The organism is Flavobacteriaceae bacterium HL-DH10, assembly GCA_031826515.1.
In the GTDB taxonomy this organism is placed as follows: Bacteria; Bacteroidota; Bacteroidia; order Flavobacteriales; family Flavobacteriaceae; genus Thalassobellus; species Thalassobellus suaedae.
Genome location: CP134536.1, coordinates 2668204 through 2690820, shown reverse-complemented (window position 1 = coordinate 2690820; position 22617 = coordinate 2668204). Strand labels below are relative to the sequence as shown.

The 22617-nt window shown below is 31.6% G+C and carries 17 protein-coding genes and 1 pseudogene; all 18 read right to left on the bottom strand.

What is annotated here, in order from left to right; genetic code table 11:
* Positions 1 to 102: 102 nt before the first annotated feature.
* The 18 genes and pseudogenes from RHP49_11355 to RHP49_11270 all read right to left on the bottom strand — a co-directional run bounded on the left by RHP49_11355 (position 103) and on the right by RHP49_11270 (position 22598).
* The gene (locus RHP49_11355) at positions 103 to 1500 is read right to left on the bottom strand and encodes a Gfo/Idh/MocA family oxidoreductase (protein WNH11500.1); all 1398 of its coding nucleotides are present in this window, start codon (positions 1498 to 1500) and stop codon (positions 103 to 105) included.
* 47 nt (positions 1501 to 1547) lie between these two features.
* On the bottom strand, positions 1548 to 2909 hold the full coding sequence (locus RHP49_11350) for a glycosyl hydrolase family 28 protein (GenBank protein WNH11499.1): 1362 nt from the start codon (positions 2907 to 2909) through the stop codon (positions 1548 to 1550).
* A gap of 168 nt (positions 2910 to 3077) precedes the next feature.
* The gene (locus RHP49_11345; protein ID WNH11498.1) at positions 3078 to 4880 is read right to left on the bottom strand and encodes a RagB/SusD family nutrient uptake outer membrane protein; all 1803 of its coding nucleotides are present in this window, start codon (positions 4878 to 4880) and stop codon (positions 3078 to 3080) included.
* A 25-nt stretch (positions 4881 to 4905) separates the two neighbouring features.
* Complete coding sequence (locus RHP49_11340; GenBank protein ID WNH11497.1) at positions 4906 to 8283, bottom strand: TonB-dependent receptor; 3378 nt, start codon at positions 8281 to 8283, stop codon at positions 4906 to 4908.
* Positions 8284 to 8458: 175 nt separating this feature from the next.
* Complete coding sequence (locus tag RHP49_11335; protein ID WNH11496.1) at positions 8459 to 9625, bottom strand: FecR family protein; 1167 nt, start codon at positions 9623 to 9625, stop codon at positions 8459 to 8461.
* A gap of 91 nt (positions 9626 to 9716) precedes the next feature.
* A complete protein-coding gene (locus tag RHP49_11330) occupies positions 9717 to 10265 on the bottom strand; it encodes an RNA polymerase sigma-70 factor (protein WNH11495.1) in 549 nt (182 codons plus the stop codon).
* A 382-nt stretch (positions 10266 to 10647) separates the two neighbouring features.
* Positions 10648 to 12147, bottom strand: coding sequence for a glycerol kinase GlpK (glpK, locus tag RHP49_11325; GenBank protein WNH11494.1), 1500 nt, complete (start codon positions 12145 to 12147; stop codon positions 10648 to 10650).
* 91 nt (positions 12148 to 12238) lie between these two features.
* Complete coding sequence (locus RHP49_11320) at positions 12239 to 12481, bottom strand: hypothetical protein (protein WNH11493.1); 243 nt, start codon at positions 12479 to 12481, stop codon at positions 12239 to 12241.
* An 11-nt stretch (positions 12482 to 12492) separates the two neighbouring features.
* Entirely contained in the window at positions 12493 to 13464 is a 972-nt protein-coding gene (locus RHP49_11315) for a transketolase C-terminal domain-containing protein (protein WNH11492.1), read from the bottom strand.
* A gap of 4 nt (positions 13465 to 13468) precedes the next feature.
* Positions 13469 to 14293 carry a transketolase gene (locus RHP49_11310; protein WNH11491.1) on the bottom strand — a complete coding sequence of 275 codons (825 nt, stop codon included), beginning with the start codon at positions 14291 to 14293 and terminating at the stop codon, positions 13469 to 13471.
* A 30-nt stretch (positions 14294 to 14323) separates the two neighbouring features.
* On the bottom strand, positions 14324 to 15739 hold the full coding sequence (locus RHP49_11305) for an L-fucose/L-arabinose isomerase family protein (protein WNH11490.1): 1416 nt from the start codon (positions 15737 to 15739) through the stop codon (positions 14324 to 14326).
* A 34-nt stretch (positions 15740 to 15773) separates the two neighbouring features.
* Positions 15774 to 16541: a DeoR/GlpR family DNA-binding transcription regulator gene (locus RHP49_11300; GenBank protein ID WNH11489.1), complete on the bottom strand. Its 768-nt coding sequence runs from the start codon at positions 16539 to 16541 to the stop codon at positions 15774 to 15776.
* Positions 16542 to 16731: 190 nt separating this feature from the next.
* Positions 16732 to 17997: a bile acid:sodium symporter family protein gene (locus RHP49_11295; protein ID WNH11488.1), complete on the bottom strand. Its 1266-nt coding sequence runs from the start codon at positions 17995 to 17997 to the stop codon at positions 16732 to 16734.
* A gap of 6 nt (positions 17998 to 18003) precedes the next feature.
* Entirely contained in the window at positions 18004 to 18669 is a 666-nt protein-coding gene (locus RHP49_11290) for an aspartate/glutamate racemase family protein (GenBank protein WNH11487.1), read from the bottom strand.
* Between the two features lie 87 nt (positions 18670 to 18756).
* Positions 18757 to 20142 carry a four-carbon acid sugar kinase family protein gene (locus RHP49_11285; GenBank protein ID WNH11486.1) on the bottom strand — a complete coding sequence of 462 codons (1386 nt, stop codon included), beginning with the start codon at positions 20140 to 20142 and terminating at the stop codon, positions 18757 to 18759.
* Entirely contained in the window at positions 20142 to 20414 is a 273-nt protein-coding gene (locus tag RHP49_11280) for a RuBisCO large subunit C-terminal-like domain-containing protein (GenBank protein WNH11485.1), read from the bottom strand. The genes RHP49_11285 and RHP49_11280 overlap by 1 nt, the downstream gene beginning before the upstream one ends.
* Positions 20372 to 21382 (bottom strand): RuBisCO large subunit C-terminal-like domain-containing protein, encoded by a 1011-nt coding sequence (locus tag RHP49_11275; GenBank protein ID WNH11484.1) that lies wholly within the window; start codon positions 21380 to 21382, stop codon positions 20372 to 20374. The genes RHP49_11280 and RHP49_11275 overlap by 43 nt, the downstream gene beginning before the upstream one ends.
* A 237-nt stretch (positions 21383 to 21619) precedes the next feature.
* Positions 21620 to 22598: pseudogene (locus RHP49_11270) on the bottom strand (IS3 family transposase).
* Between the last annotated feature and the right edge of the window lie 19 nt (positions 22599 to 22617).

The window sequence follows — 22617 nt, the reverse complement described above, 5'->3', positions numbered from 1 at the left end:
AAAGTAATAAAATTAAATGATTCTAGATTAGCTTAAAAGCATTACAATTAATTTATCAATACAATCTAGAATCATTTAATTGGTTTAAAAAAATTTAAAATCTTACTTATTTCTATTTGGCATTGGTTTAATATCTGTTAAATCTTTAATTTTAATTGGATCTCCAGATTCTATACTTTTTCTAGCTGCTATTCCAATTATTGCAGACATAACTCCATCTCTAATTCCTGCTGCTCTTTCATAAGGATCTTCTGTATTTGGTGTTTTAAAAATTTTATCATGTAAGCGTTTGTCTCCACCTCCATGGCCTCCTTTTTCAAAAGGAACCTCAACAGTATCAAAATCATTCCAAAGTTTATGAACAATTATTGACTCAGAATTTGCTTCTTCCAAAGTATTTTGTTCCATTTCTTTGGCATGCATCTCTGCCTGATTAATGCTTACTTTTTTATCATAAGGAATATCTAAAGACGCTTCAATTCTTCCCTCTGTGCCGTTAAAAGCTATTCTCCAACCTTCAAATGGCGAATATGTTGTTAATGAGTAATTTACAGTTACGTTATTTGCGTATTTTATTTGAGCAGACATTTTATCATAAATATCAATTTCTTTTCTAAACAGACAATTATCCCTAATGTATCCATCATGTTTTTCGTTAGCAACATAAAGATCCATAAGACGTTTATTCTTTGTTATATCATAAAAATAATCACAACTTGTTTTATATTCACAAGTCCTACAATTATCTCCTCTAAAAGCACCATTAGAACCATAATACTCTAAACTTCCATAAGCAAAAACTTGCTCTGGATCTGAATCTAACCACCAATTTAAAAGATCAAAATGATGCGTTGATTTATGAACCCATAACGAGCCTCCTTTATCTTTTATACCATGCCATCTTCTAAAATAAGACGCTCCATGATACGTATTTAAATACCAATGAAAGTCTACCGATGTAATTTTACCAATAGCACCACTAGCTATTATTTCTTTAATTTTTGTATTGTAAGGACTCCATCTGTAATTGAAACCAACAATAAGATTTTTATTAGATTTTCTTTCTGCATCCAAAATAGCTTGCGCTTTATTTTCATTGGTAGTTAATGGTTTTTCGGTAAGCACATCGCAACCAAATTCTAAACCTTTAATAATAAACTCGTGATGGGTAGAATCCATTGTTGTAACAATTACTAAATCTGGCTTTGTTTCTACCAGCATCTTATCAAAATCAATAAATGTTGGACAATTAGTTCCTATATATTCTTTTCCATATTTCAGTCTTCCTGGATTTATATCACTAAGTCCAACAAATTCTAAAATATCTGAATATTCATCAACTAATCTTTTTCCCCAAAAACTAGTACCTCGAATACCTGTTCCTACCAGGACAACTCTAAGTTTTTTTGATAATCCGAAATTAAAAGCATTGATAGGAAAGGCACTATAAGCTGCTAGCATGCTTATTGAAGCTAAAAAAGTTCGTCTTGAATTTTCCATGTTTTAAAGTTTAATGTTTATAAATATTATGTGGTTTAATTGGTAATTTATTCTTTTAATAATTTATAGTTTTTAACGTTTTCATTTACGAGCCAAGGTCGTGAATCACTTAATTGAGTCGATATTTTACAATTTTTAAATAAAACATCATCAGTATGTCTTATAAAAAACCCATGAGCATTTGTATTACCAAACTTACTACCTTCTGGATATTCACCATCATACTCCATAACCGTTTGGTTAGCTGTATTTACCCCTCCTTTTAATTCAAAATCTAAATTTTCGAAAGTTATATTCTGAATATGATGCCCTTCTATACCTGTAATAATTGAAGGATATTGTTGTGTAAAATTAGTTCCTGTTATGTTTTTAAAATGAATATTAGAAATTGCACCTATTCTCGGTTTTCTATTAGGCACTGTACGCTTTCTGTCAGCTAATAACACAAAAATGGCTTGACCACAATTGGTTATATTAGAATCTTTAATATTTATATTATCGATAACCGCACCATCCATAGATTCTATTGCTATGGCTGAATTTTGATGTGCATTTTTTAAAGTTAATTCTGAAATATCAAAATTCATAAAGCTCCCTAAACCATCGGTTCCTAGTTTAAAACAATTACCTGCATTTACATTTAATTTATCTAAAACACATCGTCTTACCACAACATCTTTACAACCATACTCACTACCGCTTTTAAAACAGATTCCATCATCTTCAGATTGAATAAAACTATCTTCTATTAAAACATTATGACAGTCTACAATATCAATACCATCTCTATTAGGTGTTAAATTACCTGTATTTACTTTAATATTTTTTATGGTTATGTCATCAGACTCAATATAAACTTGAGTCCAACAAGCGGGTTTAATAAGTTGAATATTTGAAACTGTTATATTTTTTGAACCTACAAAAGCTAGAATTGAAGGACGGTCTTTTTCTGTTCCAAGTTCCTTTACGTGCATCCATGGCTCATAATCACCTTGTCCGTTAATGGTACCTCCACCAGTAATGGTTACATTGTTTACTTTGTTGCCATAAATTAATCTTCTTTGACAGTCTTGTAACATTCTGTTAGGGAATTTAGTTTCAATAAGGTGATGTGGATAATCGGTCTCAGCATCAGATTTAATTCCTAAAATGGTTGCTGTTGAATCTATATTTATAGTTAACTTATTTACCAAGAGAAGCTGACCGGTTAAAAAAATGCCCTCTTTTAATAAAACCGTTCCTCCTGTATTTTTACAAGCATCAATAGCTTTTTGAATAGCTTTTTGGTCGTTTGTAATGCCATCACCTTTAGCACCAAAATCATAAACATTATAAATTGGATTTTCTACTTTAGAAGTACAGCTTTGTGATAGAATTATTAATAATACTGTTAAAAAACACTTATACATGTTTATTATTTTATTTTTTTTCATAAAATATTAATGTTCTTAAATATAATGAATTTTTAGATTCTAAAAACTAAAAAAAAAGGGAATGCTTCAAAAAGATATAGCATTCCCTAACTAACTTTAGAATAAAGTGTGACTCTATTCTAATTACTAACTAAACAAACTAAACTAATTTTCGTATCCGTCATTTTGAGTTAATTCAGCTTCTGTATTATTCTGAATTTCAACACTAGGAATAGGGTATAAATTATTATGTGGTGCTACACTTGCACTTGAATAGTGATTATATTTTTTAGTTCTTTCATAAAGTAAACCAAGTCTATTTAATGTTAATCGTCTAGGCTCTTCTAAAAATAATTCTCGTAAACGTTCATCTAAAATAAAATCAATAGTTACATCTGACCCTGTAATTAATGATGCATTTGCTCTTTTTCTTATAACGTTTATATCAGCGGCAGCTAAATCTAAGTTGTTTGCTCCTCCTAAATTCATATAAGCTTCAGCTCTCAAAAGCAAAGTTTCTGGAAGTCTTGCAGCATAATGATCTGCAAAATACCGTCTAGCATTTCCATTCATTTTAGGACCAATACCTCCATAACTTGCAATTAAGTCTTTGTGTGCTTGTGTCGCTTTCGCTTCTTGAGCACCGCTTAAACTACCATCAGTTAAATCGGTATCAAAATGATTATTAATTTGTACAAGCTTTAAAAATACTGGATACACATATCTATTAGAATCATTTTCAATTGTTGCTGCATTTAGGTAAGTCTCATAAGCCAACTTACTGTCTGTACGTAAATCAATAATATCTCCATAATGTGAAGATAAAGGGTTGTCTATCCACCATTTTCTAAGTACATTATTATCTGAATTTCTTATATCATTATCATAATCAGCAGGGTCTACGTTATTCCATATACCATGAGTAACGTGTGTACTTGGTCTAAAAAACGCTTGCCCTCTTCCTCCATGATAAGTTGATTCATAAACAAAAGTTCTTACTCCAAGATTTTCATCTTTAGCAGTAAATCTATTATATTCAGGGCCAATTAAACGTTCCCAAAAGTTTGCATCACCAGAAGCCCGACCATAGCCACCTAGAGTTTCGTACTCTACTTGATATAACCAAATACCTTCCGTATTCCCTGTGCTTCTATTTTGATTACCTAACCTAAACAAATCCCAGTACACATCACCCTGCTCACTCGCTCTTGTACCAAATCGATTTTCCATTAGAGCATAATTCCCACTATCAATAACTTCTGATGCATTATTAACCGCTTTTTGGTTATCACCTGTTACAATATAAAGTTCTGCTAAAAAATGTCTTGCAACATCTTTGGTTAATCTACCATCCGCAGCTTCATCTCCTAAACTTGGTAGATTAGTTTTTGCAAATTCTAAATCATCTATTATAGCAGCTAAAACATCTGCTTTTGGTGCTCTAACAAAATCTCTTCTCGCCGATGGAACCTCTTCTAATATAAGAGGAACATCACCATATAAATAAACTAGCGCTCGGTATGCCCAAGCTCTAAAAAATCGAGCCTCAGTAAGCAATCTATTTTTAGCTGTTTCATTATCAAAATCAACATCTGCAATTCTACTTATTACAGTATTAGCGTTAGAAACCATTTTATAAGCATCGGTCCATCTTTGGGCAACATCACTATTATCTGGTCCAAAACCAGCATATTGAGAATATACATGCGATTGAAATTCTCTAGCATGCCAACCTGCATCTGTACCAAACCAGACATCCATATCTGTGGCTGAACCTTCGGCATCTCCAAAATAACGCCTTGCTTGATTATATAATTGCGCTACTGCAGCTTCAAAATTACCTTGAGTCTTGTAAGAGTTATCTACAGTCGTGAAATCCAAAGGAGTTTCTTCTAATATTTTATCTTCATTACAGCTACTAAATGCTATAAATAGAAGAGATAAACAAATATATTTTATATGTTTCATATTCTTGTTTTTAAATGTTTATGTATTAAAATGATAGATTTATACCTAAAGTATAAGAACGGGTAACTGGTCTCTCTCCATAGCTAATACGAAAACCAGCCTCTGGATCTATACCTTTCCAATTTGTCCATGTTACCAAGTTTTTACCACTTGCAACCAATGTAAGATGTTTAAGCCCTAATTTTTGAAGTATACTATCATCAAAAGAATAACTTAAACTAACGTCTTGAAGTCTCACAAAACTTCTATCTCTGAAAACCTTAGCCCTTCTAGAACCATCATAAGCATCATATCTAAGTGAAGGATATTCTGAATTTGGGTTATTAGGTGTCCAATAATCAACTATCACTGGTAATAATCCATTTACTTTTCCTTTCCCACCAGATGTCCATTGATCTATTTCCCAATACGTATTATCTCCTAAATAACCATTTTTACCTCCTTGAATAGAGTTTACAAAAACGCTTAACTTTAAATTTTTATACTTAAAATTATTAGTGATTCCAAATCGGTAAGCAGGATCTGTACTTCCTAATATAATTTTATCATCTGTACTAGAAATACCTCCTCCATTTTGATCTACAAGTCTATAAAAACCTGGTTCTGATCCTGGTGGAATATCTGTATCTCCTATTTGGTATATTGGATTATTTGGATCAATCTGATAATCGAATATAGCACCTAATTGCTCTCCAATAAAAAAGCCAGAAGAAGGCAAATCGTCTTCAATGCCATCACCATCATCATCCTTACCTAAAACAGAAACTACCTCGTTTTTATTAGTTGAAAAATTCACTGTTGATGACCAAGAAAAATCATCTGAAATAATATTTGTAGAGTTGATAATAAATTCCAATCCAGAATTATGGACTTTACCTAAGTTAGCACTAGCTTGTGAAAAACCATTCACAGATGGAATATCTATATTAATAAGAATATCTTCAGTATCTGAGTTATAATATTCTATATTTCCACTTATTCTATTGTTTAAAAGTCCGAAATCTAACCCTATATTAATTCCTGTAGTGGTTTCCCATTTTAAATTAGGAGCAGCCACAGTTGAAGTAAATTGACCTCCAAAAGTAGTTCCGCCATCTCCAAAAACATAAGCATTGTTTTGATCTACTTTTGCCAGTGTAGAATATCTAGGTAGTGCTCTATTTCCACTCTTTCCATAAGACATTCTAAGTTTTAAGTTTGAAACTGTCTCACTAAGGCTTTCAAAAAATTTCTCTTTTGAGACACTCCATCCTAAAGCTACCGAAGGAAAGACTGCAAATTTATTATTCTTTCCAAATCCAGAAAAACCATCACGTCTAACAGTTCCTGTTATAAAATATTTACCATCATAATTATAATTAAGTCGCCCCATTTGATACAAACTACTTTCCTCTTCAGCTCCTGATTGAACATCTTGAGTTGCTCCTAAGCTTAAATCATTATAACCTAAAATTTCATTACTAAAATTAGAAGCACCTATTTCAGTACTTTCAATATATCTTTCCTCACGACCATAAACAAAAGTAGCACCTATGTTATGAACATCATTAAGTGTTGTATTGTAAGATAAAATGTTATCAATAGTCCAATCTTTATTAAAGAATAAATCTTTTCTTGCTTGGGCAACACGATCTGGTGTAGCATATAAAAATTGATTATGTCTTCTAGTTCTTGTGCTGTTATTATAGTTCATTCTATAAGACAATCCCTTTATCCAAGGAATATCAATAACAGTATAAAGGGTTGTATTTAAATGTGTTCTCTTATCTTCATCTAAATCGTTTGCAGTAAGTAATGCACTACTTCCAAAACGTTCTGTTACTTTTACAACAGGATTTCCTTCAGCATCATAAGCCGCTGCATATGGCGAGTATGTAATATCTGCTCTTTCAAACTCTATACCCGAATAATCAGCAGAAGTAACAAAAGAATTTGTTCCTACTTTCAACCAATTGTTTAATTTCAGTTCTAAATTAACTCTCCCTGTTACCTTACTGTAGTTGTCTCCTATAATAATTTCTTCATTATCTAAAAAGGATCCTGATACAAAATAGGTTACATTATCAGTGTTTCCTGAAACACTTAAATTATGATTGTTAACAAACCCTGATTGAGTCAAAAGATCTTGCCAATCAACATTAGTACCGTTGTTATATCCTTCAACTTCTTGAGGATCTAAACCTGTTAACACATCATAATTTGGATCATAATTAGGTCCTTGAGGATAAGCCGATTTCCAATTAAACGCTCTAATCTGATCTAAATAATCTTCTCCTGTTCCATAAGTTAATCTATTAGCATCTTCTTTAAAACTATAGCGAGCTGAATAATTAAAAACAGGTTTTCCGCTGCCTCCACTTTTACCCGTTCTGGTAGTTACTATTATAACACCATTAGATGCTTGTGAACCATATATCGCTGTAGAACTTGCATCCTTTAATACATCAACAGACTGAACATCATCTGGATTGATATCTTGAAGTGTTCCTCTAAAAATAATACCATCTACAACTATTAAAGGCGCATTTGCACTAGCATCACCCCCTAAATTATTCTGACCTCTTACAGAAAAATTCACATCGCCTCCTGCTTCTGTACTTACACCTACATTCAATCCTGCAACAGACCCTTGTAATGACTGTACAATACTTGTATTTCCTTGTTCTCTAAAAGTCTCTAGATCGGCTCTTGCAACAGAACCTGTAACATCAGATTTTTTTTGAGACCCATATCCTACAATCACAACTTCATCTAAACCAGCTGCATCCTCTTTTAATACTATAGCGAGTGCAGTTTGGCTATTAACACTAACTTCCTGAGTTACAAACCCTATATAAGATACGACTAGTATAGCATTCTCATTTTTTACTAATAAAGAAAAATTACCATCAAAATCTGATTGCACACCATTTGTGGTATTCTTTTCAAGAATATTAGCTCCTGGTAAAGGTTGTCCAAATTCGTCCGTAATAGTTCCTGTTATTTTATATTCTTGAATTTCTGCATAAATAACAGGTTCTGAAAGCCCTAACGTATTAAAAGTAATTTCTTTGTTTTTTAATACTACTTGGGTGTTTTTTATTTTAAATGATGTATTGGTATTATAAAATAATTGACTTAAAACAGTTTCAATTTTGACATCGTCAACTTTTATTGAAACTTTTCTTCTTAGGTCAACAAATTTTGTATTGTATACAAACCTATACTCTGAAGAAGCTTCAATTTTATCTATAATTTGAGCAACTGTTTTATTTTCTACATGTAATGTAATTGACTGTGTATATCCGCTATTAGCTAACATACTAAAAAACGAAGCAAAAAGAAAAAATGTGGTTAGTTTCATTTTTAAATCAAATTTCATAAAAGGCTGGTTTTTACCTCTTTTGTTATGAAGTTTTTTCATATTTTTAAAGTGTTTAATTGGTGAATGACTAATTTTAGTTGATCACTTAAATATTTCCGGGAAATGTTGCAGCATTTTCCGGTTTTTTTTATCCTTAGTTTTAACAGATAAAAGTGATATTTTGTTAGTAATTGAGTTTAGTTTTTTTTTATTTCATATGTATAAGGGTTAAAGATTAATTAATATATATTGTATCATTTTCTATAGTATAATTAATAGAAAAGCTTTCTTTTAAATAACCTAAAACATTTTCTATTGGCTCGTCTTTAAAATTAGCATTGAAAATTTCATTTTCTAATTGCTTATTAGAAATTATTATTTTCTTATTGTAATGACGTTCTAGTTTTTTAGCTATATTTTTAAATGTCATTTTTCTAAAAAACAAACCTCCATCCATCCATGAAGTATAAATTAGAGTATCTACATTTTCAGAAGAAATATTTTGATTTACTCTATTAAAGGATCCTTTTGTACCTGGAATTAAAATAGTGCCTTTGTTTGATGTTTCATTATTAGCATACATACCAACAGAACCTTCAACTAAAACAACATCTGTTAATGTGTCTTCAGAATAAGCAGACACATTAAATTTTGTACCATATACTTTAACATTCAAATCTTTGGCATTAACTATAAAAGGGTGTTTAGCGTCTTTGGTTACTGAAAAATAAGCTTCTCCGCTTAAAAACACACAACGATCCATTCCTTCAATAAATTTAATTGGATATTTTAGAGAAGACCCTGAGTTTAAATGAACCATTGTTCCATCAGACAATTTTATTTCAAATCGTTTACCATAGGGTATATTTAGTGTATTGTATACTAAGGCCTTTTCTTTAACAGTATTACTATAAATTAGTTGATGACCGCTTTGACTACCAACAATATTTCCATTTTTATCAACTATTTCAGTTGCTCCATCTTCATTTATAATTTGAACATTACCATTTTCTAACTGAAGTGTTATACTATCTGTGGAAATAATTATTTCATTACTTTTATTAAAAAAATCATTTTGATATAAATAGGTAATTCCTATAAACAAAATAGCTATAGCAGCATATTTAAAAACATGTGAACTTAATTTGATAGCAAGCTTTTTACTTGAGGATTGTTTCTTTATTTTCGAATTAATAAGTTTCCAAGCAACTTCTTGATCTACTTTTTTAATAAAATTTAGCCTTCTAGATTTCTTATATAATAACAAGTATTCTGAAAATAATTTTTCATTTTCGGAGCTTTCATTTAGCCAATCTGTTAATTCCTGAAATTCATTTTCATTAATTTCTTTAGAAATATAGGCTGCAATAAGATTTATAATATGTTGATTATCGTCAATCATTCTATTTTAACATATGTTATTTTAACCACAAAGTGTGTTATATTAATAATAACAAAACATTAAAAATGGGTGACAAAAAAATAAAGTATTTTTAAATAAAGAAAAATATAATAATTATTTCAACAGCATTTCTAAGTTGTTTTAATGCTCTTGTATAATGTGTTTTAACCGTATTTACTGTAATTCCGAACTCTAAAGCGGCTTCTTTGTATTTTAGATTATCTAATACAATTGCTTTAAAAACTTCTTTACTTTTTTTAGGAAGCGCTTCAATTTGCATATGTAATCTGTTCCTTTTTTCTTCTAGATACTCGTTATCGACAGCCTCTTCAACCATCAAATTATTCACATAGTCTTCAATACCTACAAAATTATATTTCTTTTTTATTTGCTGTAAAGTATTATTTTTAACCGCTTTAAAAAGATAAGAACCTATGTTTTTATCAAACTTCATATATAGCCTATCATTCCAAATTTTAATAAATAGATCTTGTACAATATCTTCTGCTAAAGAAAAGGAATCGCAATATTTAAGAGAATATGTACTTAATGGCAAATAATACAAATCGAATAACTCCTTAAAAGCTTTTGAATCCCCTTTTTTAAGTTTCTCAAGTATTTTAGAATCATTAATTTTCATAGTAACTAACGGCAAATCTTAATTAAAAAAATACTTAACAATAATATTAAATATAAATTAAAACAGAATTTATTTCTTGTTTAAAACAATAAATTACAAAAAAAAGGGAATACTCAAAATATTATTTTGTACCCCCTTACTTTTCTAATGAAGGAAGAATTACTAAATAATTCAATTCTCGCTTCCTACTAAAAACTAATTAACTATCAAAAAATAAACTTAAATGCAATTAGGTAACTAATCTAATTACTAATTTATTTTCTTATTCAATTTTAATGAAATTTATCTTTTAAACCATCCTGTACTATCCTGTAATTCGAAATAAAAAGAAATCAATCGAAACAAAAAGAAATACAATTAAAAGAAATGCAAAAACAAATCTCTATTGCGTCTTATTTTGAGTAATTACCTGCCAATTTTCATAAGCTTGCTGAGTAATATTACTTTCTGAATTAGGGATATACCTTTTTATCATTTCAGAAGGCAACTTAGGAAAATCTTCAATATGCTTCCATAATTTTATTCCCAACCCTGAAACAAGAGCTGCTCCCCATCCAGAAACATCTGTAATACCCATATTTACAATAGGTGTTTTTAATAAGTCTGCTATAAATTGCATTAAAAAGGCATTTGCAGTAATGCCTCCATTTACCTTTAATTCCTTTAAAGATGTATTTGTTTCTTGTTCTATAGAGTGAATTACATCTTTTAACTGAAAGGCTATAGACTCTAAAGCGGCTCTTACTAGGTGTTCTTTCTTTGTTCCAAAGGTTAATCCATGAATAGAGGCTTTCCAATCTTTTTTCCAGTAAGGCGCTCCCATGCCACTAAAAGCTGGAATAAGATATACGCCTTCGTTTGTTTTTATAGAAGTAGCCATGATTTCAATGTCACTATGAGATGTAAAAATATCTAATTGATTTTTTAACCATTCTAAAGTAGACCCACAACTTACAATAACGCCCTCTATGGCATAATTCACCTGTCCTTCTATACTCCAACCAATGGTCGTTAACATACCATTATTTGTTTGTTTTTCTATATTTTCAGCATTCCACAAAATAGAAGAACCTGTTCCCAAAGTTGCTTTTGCCATACCATTAACAAAACACTCTTCACCAAAAAAAGCGGCTTGAGAATCTCCTATCATTCCAGTTATAGGAAGTGGTTCATTAAAAACACCTTCAAAATTAGAATCTCCAAAATAATCTGAAGAAAAAGTAACTTCTGGTAGATTTAAATCCTCTAAATCAAATATTTTTAATAAATCTGCATCCCATTTTAAATCGTAAATATTATAAAATAAGGTTCGAGAAGCATTAGTATAATCAGTCTTATAACTTTTACCTCCAGTTAATTTATATAATAACCAAGTATCTACTGTTCCAAAAAAAGCATTTCCTGAACCAATAGCGTCTTTTACTGTTTCATTATTTTCATACAACCACATTACTTTGGTAGCTGAAAAATAAGGATCAATGGTTAGTCCTGTACTAGCATTTATTTGAGTTTCTAAATCACGCTCTTTTAAACGCTCACATACTTCTACAGAACGTTTACACTGCCAAACGACAGCATTATGTATAGGATTTCCATTTTTATCCCATAGCACAAACGTCTCTCTTTGATTTGAAATACCACAAGACACTATTTTATTTTCTTCTCCTGGAAATTCATTATTAAATTGAGCTATACAACTCTTTACTGCGTTTATAACCGATTGATAAATTTCTTGTGGATCTTGCTCTACAAAACTAGATGCTGGATAATACGATTTTAAAGGCTCGGTTGTTTTAATAACAACCTTTCCAAATTCATCAAAAATAATAGCTTTTGTTCCGCTAGTTCCTTGATCAATTGATAAAATATATGATTTTAACATGTATACTTTTTACTTAAATTAATCTTCGTTTGGATGATTCAATCCATCCATTATAACAGCTATAAGAAATCACCAAACCTTCTATTATTTACTAGCAAAAAGGCGATACATTCAACAATACTAGACCACTATTTAACACACCTATAATAAATGCGCATTGCACCGTACCCATAATAGAACCACGACCTCCAAATAATGATGTACCCCCAATAACTACAGCTACTTTTTTAGGTGAATCCCCCTTTTTATTACTACAACTAGATAAAGCAAATAGTGTTAGTAATAATAAAATTAGATTTTGTGGTGTGAATGGTTTAGTTGGTGAGTTGGTCATAAAAATCTAATTTAAATATCTAATAGATTTTTACAGATATTATATAACCCGTCTTGTGAAATCCCATAATGATTAAAAATTTCAACCTGAGAACCTGTAACGGTATATTCATCTGGAATGCCGACTATTTTAAACGTATTTTTATATCCGTTTTGAAATAAATAAGATGCACAAGCTTCACCTAAACCGCCATTCACCATATGCTCTTCTACAGTAATAATTGGCTTACCATTAGCAGCAAGTTCTTTTAATAAATTAACATCTAAAGGCTTAATAGTATGCATACTCACAACTGTTGCTTTAATGCCATGCTTATCTTCAAGCATTTTAGCGGCTAACCAAGCTGGATAAACAGTCTCTCCAGTAGCTATAATTGCTATATCATCTCCTTCTCTAACAACACGACCTTTTCCAAACTCAAACGTTTTATTGTCTTCATTTAAAAACGGCATCGCTTTTTTACCATAACGCATATAAACAGGTTTATCTGATTCTGCTGCTAAACGAACCGCTTGTTCTGTTTCAAAATTATCTGCAGGCGCTACAATTATGATATTATTTATAGCACGAAGTACGGCATAATCATGTAAACTATGGTGCGTTGTACCTAGTGCCCCATAACTTACTCCTGAGCTTATTCCAACTAATGTCACAGGATTATCTGAATAACATACATCATTTTTAATTTGCTCTAACGCACGTGCGCTAAGAAAACACGCTGGAGATACAGCAAAAGTTTTTTTACCTGCCGAAGCTAATCCTGCAGCAACACCAACTAAGTTTTGCTCTGCAATACCTACTTCAACAATTTGATTTGGGTATTTTTGTCCGAAAGGCACTAATTTTCCAGAACCGCGAGAATCACTAGTTACGGCAATAATATTTTTATCGGTTTTAGCTAATGCTTGCATGGTTTCAGAAAAAACCTCTTGGTTAGCTTTACCCATTTTTAAATCTTTCTCTTTTATTTTATCTAATTCCATAACTTTAGATTAATGCTTCCGCTTCATTTAATTCAGACAAGGCTAATTCGTATTGTTCAGGTGTAGGCACACCATGATGCCATTTTAAATTCCGTTCCATATAACTAACTCCTTTTCCTTTAATAGTATGCGCAATAATAAAGCTTGGTTTTCCTATTTCTAAAGGACCATTATTTAAGGCAGCTTCTAATTCTTCGAGATTATGACCGTCTACTTCCTTAACTGCCCAACCAAAAGCTTCTAATTTTTCACGAACTGAATCAGTATTCATCACTTCGGCATTATCACCTGTTATTTGCTGTTTGTTATAATCAAGAATCGCATATAAATTATCTAATTTATAATGTGCTGCCGATAAAAAAGCTTCCCAGTTAGAACCTTCTGGCAACTCACCATCGCCTAATAAAGTAAATATTCGATGTGTTTTATTATCTAATTTTGCAGCAATAGCTTCTCCTACACAAATAGGTAAGCCATGACCAAGTGCTCCTGTGTTTTGCTCAACACCATTCACTTTTTTTGTTGGGTGACCAATATAATGTGATTGATACTGACAAAGTGTTTCTAAATCAGATTCAGGAAAAAAACCCCGATCTGCCATGGTTACAAAAAGCGCTTCTACACAATGTCCCTTACTTTGAATATATCTATCTCTATCTGGATTTTTAAAATCTGCAGGATCTACATTTAAAACTCTATTATACAAAACATTTAGTGTGTCTACACATGACAAACTTCCTCCTGTATGTCCTGCTTTTGCTTTATAAATGTATTTAAGAAGATTTCTTCTTAAGAATACAGATTTTAATTTTAATTCTTTATCCGTCATTTTTTGTTTATTTATGAGAAATCTAATCGGTTATCCTTTATGATTATAAATTTCCCAACCCATATAATTCCCTAAAGCTTCTTCCAGAATTCTTCCTGTTTTAGAAGCATTCATAACTACGTGATGTTCAAAACCGTTTCTACACACATGATTCATTAAACCTTGTAAATCTCCAATTTGAGCAACCGCTCTGTTTCCAAAAGTTTTTAAAGGATCATCTGTTAATTCCCCTTCACCTATATATGCTTTTATAATTCCTTTAGGGTCATCTGTACTAATTCTACCATACGTAAGTGGCATTGCAGGAGTACGTCCATCTAATGCCCCATAAGTGTTTTCAACACCAACACTAGTCCCTAAAATAGGCGCATTACTTATTTCAATATCTGGCAAAAAAGATTTTGCCCAGTTCCCACAATGGAATAGCACACACTTATTTGGGTCATCGGCATAATTATTATTCCAATCTACTAAAGCACTTGGAGACCCAGAAGCTAATTGCATAGCATACATACTTAATGTCCCCGTAACATCTACTTCACAAGCCGATGGCATCATGTTTTCAGACATAATACTCATACTAGTACATACATTACAACCAAAATTTTGTTGCAACGAAGTCCAACATTGAATTGCTGTAGCATCTAATTGATATTCTTCAACATATTCATTTAATACAACATCTAATTTAGCAATCTGTAACATAGCTTCATTAGGTGTTTTCCCTTTTGAAGCATAAGCATTAATACTTTCTAAATGCCTTTTTACCGATGCATCATCTTTAGTAAGCTTATTTGCTTTACCAAGTATTTCAGATAAATCTACGGTTGTAACTGTGATACCATTTCTTTGTAATATTTTTTCAGAATAACGCACAGTATTAAATGCCCCTGGTCTTGCACCAACAGCACCAATTCTAACATTTCTCAATCCTTTTACAACACGACAAACCGCGACAAAATCATTTAAGTCTTTTTGAAAAACAGGATCTGTTGGATGACAAACATGCTGACTAGTTAATGAATATTTTATACCATATTGATATAAATTATTACATACTGATATTTTACCACACCAAGAATCACGACGATTAACCACATTCATTTTAGACAATTCATCTGGATATGCTTGTATTAAAACAGGCACATTTAGATTGGCTAACTTCAAAGTATCTGCAACCCCTCTTTCATCTCCAAAATTTGGTAACAACACCAAAATTCCAGCGAGTTCATGACTGTGTTTTTTAAACAGATCTGCACATTTTTGCGAATCTTTATACGTTTCAACACCTCCAAGTTTGGTATCTGTTGTTTCTAATAAAATTGGTTTTATGTTTAATTTTGAAAAAACTTCAAGAATTTCTGTTCTTGCTTTTTCTACTAAACTATCAGGAAAAAAATCACGATTTCCAATTATTAATCCGATACTTAATGCTGATTTTGACATCTCTATTTTTTATAAATTTTAATATTTTTTTTTACTAAGCTATAATGACTTCTATTTCATGGTTTTTAAACACTTTTTTATCTTTTTCATCCATTCCAGAATCTGTAATAATATAATCTATTAAAGAAAGTGCTCCTAAACTTGCTAATGCGCTTTTACCAATTTTAGTACTATCTGCAACCAAATAGGTAATATCTGCAGCATCAATCATTGCTTTTTTAACTACTAAATCACTAATACTTGGATACGTTAAACCAGATTTTAAAGAAATTCCAGCAGTTGCTAAAAACAATTTTTGCACATTTAAACCTTTAAAAAAATCGGCTGCTTTTTGACCTGTTAAAGAAAGTGTAGGCGGTTTAAATTCTCCACCAGTCATAATCACTTCAATTCCTGGCTCGGTACCTAACATTAAAGCTATATTTAATGCATTTGTTATAACCGTAAGATCTTTATAGCCAATTAGTTTTTTTGCAATCTCCGTAGTAGTACTGCCTGAATCTAAAATAATAGTATCTCCACTTTCAATAAATTCCAGACACTTAAGAGCAATAATTTCCTTTTGCTCTAAATTATCTTGCTGTACTAAAGAAAAGTTTTTTACATTATCTTCAATATTCTTTAAATATGCGCCACCATGTTCTCTTATAATTAAATCTTGTTTTTCCAGTTTTTCTAAATCTTGTCTTATTGTTACTTCTGTAACTTTAAACAACTTAGCTAAATCCACTACTTTAGCAGACCCATCTTCTTGGAGAAATTCAATAATTTTTTCTCGACGCTTGTTTGGTAATATTGCCATAATACAAATAAAAGAAAATTATCATAAATAAACGAAAATATTGTAGTAAAAAACAAAAATAACACTGTTTTACTACTTAATACATTTACCTATATTGATTAATAAAAAATTTGGGTAAAAGTTACAATAATTTGTTTAGCTATTTTCTATACATATTTAGACTATACAGATAGATGATTTTTTTCTTAAACTACTTAGTATTATTTTCTCTTTTTTTACGCCAATAATTTGCCAATAAAGAACCTGAGATATTCATCCATGGACTAAAAACAGCTGCTGCTAAACCTAAGGTTGCTAATTTCCCCATAGACCCTGCTAAACCAGAGGCCATACCTCCATTTTGCAAACCAACTTCAAAAGCTATAGTTTGACTTTGTTTTTTATCTAAACCACTTGCTCTACTTAACCAATAGCCAAATAAGTATCCTGCGGTATTATGCAATATGGCTGCTAAAAATAGTAGCCCTCCTATTTCAATTAAATTATCGCTTCCTGCGGCAGTGGTTACTAATGTAAAATACACAATTCCAAACATAGAAAAATAAGGCATAAATGCATCTACTTTATTATTTGCTTTATACAATAAATGATATAGTACACCTACTAGAAAAGCACCACTTATAAAGTTTACAATCTCTAATAAAACTGCTGTTGTGCTTCCTTGAACTAAATTAAAAGAATCCCATAACATGAATGCTAGCATTAACCACAAACCAGATATAATTGCTAAATAGTCAATCTTTTTTGTAACTCCAGGTCCATAGGTTTTCAATGCATCGTGAATCATAGCAGCCGACAAAGGCACCAATACTATTTTCACAATACTCATCATCATATTAAAAAAATCGATTTCAATAAAAGTACCCGCAAACAGCTTCATTAAAAAGGTTGTCATTATAGGTGCAGTTATTGTTGAAATGGCTGTAACAGTAACCGACAACACCAAATCACCTTTAGCAATATAAGTCATTACATTAGAAGCCAACCCGCTACTACAAGAACCTATTAACACAATACCTGCAGCTATTTCAGCATCAAACCCAAATGTTTTAGCTATAATAAACCCCATTACTGGCATGATAGTAAACTGCCCTAGTAAACCAACCAAAACCCCTTTTCCAGATTTTCTAATTCCTGTAAAATCTTTTATACTCATTTGAGTTCCCATTCCGAACATTACTAATTGAATAATGATAAGAATGAGCCATTTGTTACGTAAATCGACACCTCCAATATTTAAAAATGTATTTGGGAATAACAATCCGGCAAATACTGCTGCAATAATCCAAAATGTATATTGATAACCTTCTAAGGATTTTAAAGCGCCTACTCCAATTGCTAAACTAGAAAAACCAACTACTAAACCCGTTTTCCATAATAAATCGATATTTTGTAATCCGCCAAAACCAGCTGCTATAAATAGAATAAGAGCAATCCAAAGAAAGTATTTACGCATCGTTTTTTATTTAAAATATGTTTCAGATAATTTTTTCATAGCAATGGCTGGACTCGCTAAAATAGGGACTAGCTTTTCGCCTTCACTTAAACCATCTACTACTCGAGCCATGGATGCTTGCGCTAAAACAATAACATCAACTTCTTTCATTAATTCTTTTAATGCACTCGCTACCATTTCGTCATGCTTTGCTCCATCTCCGCTCATTAAAGCTTCAAAAGCACCTTCACATAATTTTGATGTTATGGTTACATTTTTACCAGCTACTTCGGCCCTTCTTTTCACCAAATCGCTTGTTGGTTCTAAAGTTGTTGGTAATGTAGCAATCACCCCTATTTTGTCACTAATTTGTACTGCTTCATCTGCCATAGCTTGGTCGACTCTAATAACCGGAACGTTACATAAAGTAGCAGCTGTTTCAATTGCAGAACCAATAGATGAACAGGTTGCTAAAATAACATCAGCTCCTGCAGCCTCTGCAGCTTGTATATGACTAACTACTCTTGCTGCCGTATTTGGTGTTAATTCTCCCTTTTTTATAACATCTTTAATCACACTATCATCAACAATATTAAAGGTATCAATGCCTTCTATAAACTCGTTTGTTAATTGTTGAAACAATGGCACTAAAGTTGCCGATGTGTGAACAAAACCTAATGTTTTTGCTTTCATTTCTTAATTTTTATTTATTATTTAATGTCAAATGTAATTCGCCAGTAATCATTTCGATAAATATCGATTTTATTATTATGACTCATATCATAATTTTTCTCCTTTTAAAACTTTTATAAAATAATCATCAGTTCCAACTTGACCACCTTTAAAATTTAACTCCAATCCGTTAACAAATTCATCATCAGAAATTGCCTTACACATTGGGGCTCCTGGTGCCAGTGGTGCTATCATTTCAAGGGCTGAAATATTTAATTCTGATGCCGCATAACTAGACGTGTCACCTCCTGCAAAAACAATACGTTTAACACTAATTTCTGAAACCACTTTTTTAGTGATTTGGCCAATTATACTTCCATAAATTTTACTGCATTGTTTTTGTATCATTTCCTCAGCTAAACCTTGGCTTTTAAAATACAATTCCGTTTCACGAATACGAGCATCGTTTGGACCTATACTCGTGTGTATAATTGTACTTATTCCCTTATTGAAATTATTAACAACTGTTAAAACTGCATTTTTGATTATTTCTGAATGATGTCGAACATCAACCGCTTTACTTTCTAAAGCAATTTGTTCAAAACCATTATCTATAGCATATTCTATTTGTTTTGCCGAAACTGGCGAACAACTGCCTGACAACACGAGTATAGGACCAACTTCACCTAAAGGTTTAAATGTTTCAGGATTACCTATAATGTCTTGTTGTTTCCAAGCAAGTCCCAATGCCATTTCTATACCTGACGATCCAACGGAAAAAACCGTTTTATTGTTAGCTAATTGATGAAAAACAGTTCCGATAGTTTGTAAATGCTCTGTATTAAAACCATCAAAAAACAAAATCTCTTTTTCATTATTTACTTCTATTTCGGATAATACAAATACTTCTCCTTTTTCTATCATACTTAAATTAATAAGTCCGATAGATTTTGAGGTTTGTTTTGCTAAATGAAGTCTTAAATCGGCTTCTGTAGCTGGTGTTACGGGATGCTTACTCATAGATGGATGTCTATCTATTCTATAAATTTCACCATTTCCAAACGTTCCCATTTTAGCAAATAAATTACCAAAAACACAATACCTACCTAAATGAGGAGCTGATGGAGAAACCATCACTGTTTTTTGATTAAAAACGCTACTACCAATTTCTATCGCTTTCCCAATATTACCAACATGTGGTGCCGAATCAAACGTTGAACATACTTTATAATGAAAATGATCAGGTTTAAAGCTGTTTAAATTGTTAAATGCTGAAACCAGTTCTTTTTCCATTTCATCAGGAGACATTGATCTGCTTTTTCCTGCCAAACCTATTGCCTGCAAACCGTCAAACTTATCTAAATCTTTTTGCTCAGGTGTTTTAAGAAATAATACTGTTTTCACACCAGCTAGTGTTAAAAACTCTAAGGCATCAGTTGAACCTGTGAAATCATCACCATAAAATGCCAATAATAATTTATTCTTTGGATTCATTATTTAGAAAATTTCTTAACCGATGCTGCAAATTCTTTGTGGTTACTTGCTGTTTCTTCAATAGACAAACCTTTTACTGCGCCTTCCCAAGCTTGTTGTAGTGCATTAACCCCTGCTTTTGGTCCCATAGGATGCGCTAAAATACCTCCACCGGCCATATATAATAAATCGGTAGTTTGCGTTCTTTTATACGTTTCAAATGCTTGTCCGCCCCATTGCCCTGAAGATACTACTGGTAAAATTTCACCCCCCCTAAAAAGGGTTTTAAACAAGATTTTATAGAGGTTACGACGGAATCATCAGACTCCCAAAATTTATTTTGAATGCCATTTACATGTAATTGATCGACACCTGCTAAACGCTGAATTTTTTGATACGCAGGGAACTCAATACCCAATAAAGGATGCCTATTTAACATCCCCCAGCCATTTCTATGACCATGAATAACTAATTCACCATTATCACAAATTTTCTTTGTTCCTGTTAAACCAACACTATTAATACTTATCATAGCACTACTACCTTGCTCTTTTACAATCAAGTCATATTTACGCTGCATCTCGTCAATTTCATCTGAAATATTAAACGCATACATCACTTTTTTTCCAGTTTGCTGCTCGTTATCTCTAATCACTTTCATAATGGCTTTAACGCGCTCATCAAAAGGCGAATTAGCGGCAGCTCCCATTAATTCATCATCTTTAATAAAATCAATGCCAGCATCAATTAAATTTTTAACCAAAGTTGCTGTGTCTTCAACAGACATACCAATACTTGGTTTTATAATAGTTCCTATCATGGGTCTATCGCCTACACCACAAGATGCTTTTGAACCTTTAATTCCAAATTTTGGACCTCTATAATGATTTTTAAAAGAATCTGGCAATTCTAAATCCATTAGTTTTAATCCTGTAAACTGTGTTATTTCATAAAGGTTTCCTTGTAATGTACTAATTAGAACAGGTAAATTATAACCAAAATTCTCTATAGACCAACTTACTTTTACTTTGGCTTGTTGATATTTTTTTCCTGGAATCATGCCTCCAGGAATGGAAGGTGTATCAACAACATCTAACAATTCAATATGTTCAACTCGTGCTGCAAAACGTTGTTTTAATGCTTCTGTTTCACCAGGAACAGAAACAAAAGTTCCAGAAGATTGCTCTCCTGCCAATACCGCTGCTGCATGTTCTACATTGTATGGGGTTTCAATAAGATATTCGGCAAAAATTCGTTCCATTTTATCTTGTTATTCTGTTTTTAAACTATTTCTATTTGCAATAACAACTGCGTTTTTTTTATTCACTTAATAATTAACTATTTTAAGGTTAAATATATGCAATATTGCTTGTTTAATAATTTTTAAGTGCTAGTTTTGAACGTCGACCAATTTTATAAACCTTCATTCTTTTGACAAGTATAATATCAAAAATGGTATTCAAACACCATATTGCAGGCTTCCCCTTTTTAGAACTGTTTAATTTTCCAAAACTTCAATAAAGTTATCCTTTTTAAGTTTAATATCATTAGCCTTGCTGGAATTGAGTTTTGCCTATTTCATTGATGATATTTTTCCTAAGCTATCATGTGACCTGTTATGATTATAATCTTTCATCCATATTTGTGTTTATTCTCTAACTTAGTCAATATTCTCAAAGATATATTTATTAAGAACACCTCATCGATAAGACCCATTGAATCGTTCTATAAAAGCATTTTGAGTAAATTTATCTGGTTGTGTGTACTTAAATTCAATATTATGCATGGTACTCCATCCATATGTGATCTTAGCTATAAATTCAGGATCATTATCCATTCTTATTTTTTTGATTTGCCGATTCTATTTATCAAATGGCTTAGTACCCAAACAATACAGTTGCTCGTTAATGAAAAGTCTATTTCTATGTGCAATGCTTCCCTATTATAATCATCTATAATATTAAATGCTCTAAATCGCCTTTTATACTCCAGTACGTCGGTTAAAAAATCCATACTCCATGTGTGATTTTGTCCTACAGGAATCTCCAACGGCTCGAGTATTCTTTCTGGTAAGCGTTTCTTTACTTTTAGTCTTAAAGAAAGACCTAATGCTTTGTAAACACGATATACACGTTTATGATTCCACAATTAACCTTCTTCACACAAGCGATCATAAGCTTTCAAAATCCCTCTTCAGGGCGCTGGATAGACCTTTGTTGTATAGCTTTTGCTATTTCAGAATCATCTTTGGCTAAAAGTTGGTAATAATAAACACTTTTGCTCATATTCAAAACACGACACCCCTACTGATACCATAACGAACAAGTTCTTTACTTATACTTCGTTTAAGCTAGGGCTTTAAAGCTTTTTTTCAATGATCTACTTGACCATTTGATGGTCTAATGTTAAAGAGGCATACATCTGTTTGAGTTTCCGGTTTTCATATTCAGGTTTTCAAGTATATACTGCATTTCCTTTTATCTCAACATGATTTTG

Excerpts from the sequence above, each read along its gene's own strand:
- RHP49_11295 (WNH11488.1), bottom strand. The coding sequence starts at position 17,997 with ATGCGTAAATACTTTCTTTGGATTGCTCTTATTCTATTTATAGCAGCT.
- RHP49_11300 (WNH11489.1), bottom strand. The coding sequence starts at position 16,541 with ATGGCAATATTACCAAACAAGCGTCGAGAAAAAATTATTGAATTTCTC.
- RHP49_11340 (WNH11497.1), bottom strand. The coding sequence starts at position 8,283 with ATGAAAAAACTTCATAACAAAAGAGGTAAAAACCAGCCTTTTATGAAA.
- RHP49_11315 (WNH11492.1), bottom strand. The coding sequence starts at position 13,464 with ATGGAATTAGATAAAATAAAAGAGAAAGATTTAAAAATGGGTAAAGCT.
- RHP49_11355 (WNH11500.1), bottom strand. The coding sequence starts at position 1,500 with ATGGAAAATTCAAGACGAACTTTTTTAGCTTCAATAAGCATGCTAGCA.
- RHP49_11305 (WNH11490.1), bottom strand. The coding sequence starts at position 15,739 with ATGTCAAAATCAGCATTAAGTATCGGATTAATAATTGGAAATCGTGAT.
- RHP49_11320 (WNH11493.1), bottom strand. The coding sequence starts at position 12,481 with ATGACCAACTCACCAACTAAACCATTCACACCACAAAATCTAATTTTA.
- RHP49_11345 (WNH11498.1), bottom strand. The coding sequence starts at position 4,880 with ATGAAACATATAAAATATATTTGTTTATCTCTTCTATTTATAGCATTT.
- RHP49_11310 (WNH11491.1), bottom strand. The coding sequence starts at position 14,293 with ATGACGGATAAAGAATTAAAATTAAAATCTGTATTCTTAAGAAGAAAT.
- RHP49_11285 (WNH11486.1), bottom strand. The coding sequence starts at position 20,142 with ATGAATCCAAAGAATAAATTATTATTGGCATTTTATGGTGATGATTTC.
- RHP49_11330 (WNH11495.1), bottom strand. The coding sequence starts at position 10,265 with ATGAAAATTAATGATTCTAAAATACTTGAGAAACTTAAAAAAGGGGAT.
- RHP49_11335 (WNH11496.1), bottom strand. The coding sequence starts at position 9,625 with ATGATTGACGATAATCAACATATTATAAATCTTATTGCAGCCTATATT.
- RHP49_11350 (WNH11499.1), bottom strand. The coding sequence starts at position 2,909 with ATGTATAAGTGTTTTTTAACAGTATTATTAATAATTCTATCACAAAGC.
- RHP49_11275 (WNH11484.1), bottom strand. The coding sequence starts at position 21,382 with ATGGAACGAATTTTTGCCGAATATCTTATTGAAACCCCATACAATGTA.
- RHP49_11290 (WNH11487.1), bottom strand. The coding sequence starts at position 18,669 with ATGAAAGCAAAAACATTAGGTTTTGTTCACACATCGGCAACTTTAGTG.
- glpK (WNH11494.1), bottom strand. The coding sequence starts at position 12,147 with ATGTTAAAATCATATATTTTATCAATTGATCAAGGAACTAGCGGAACA.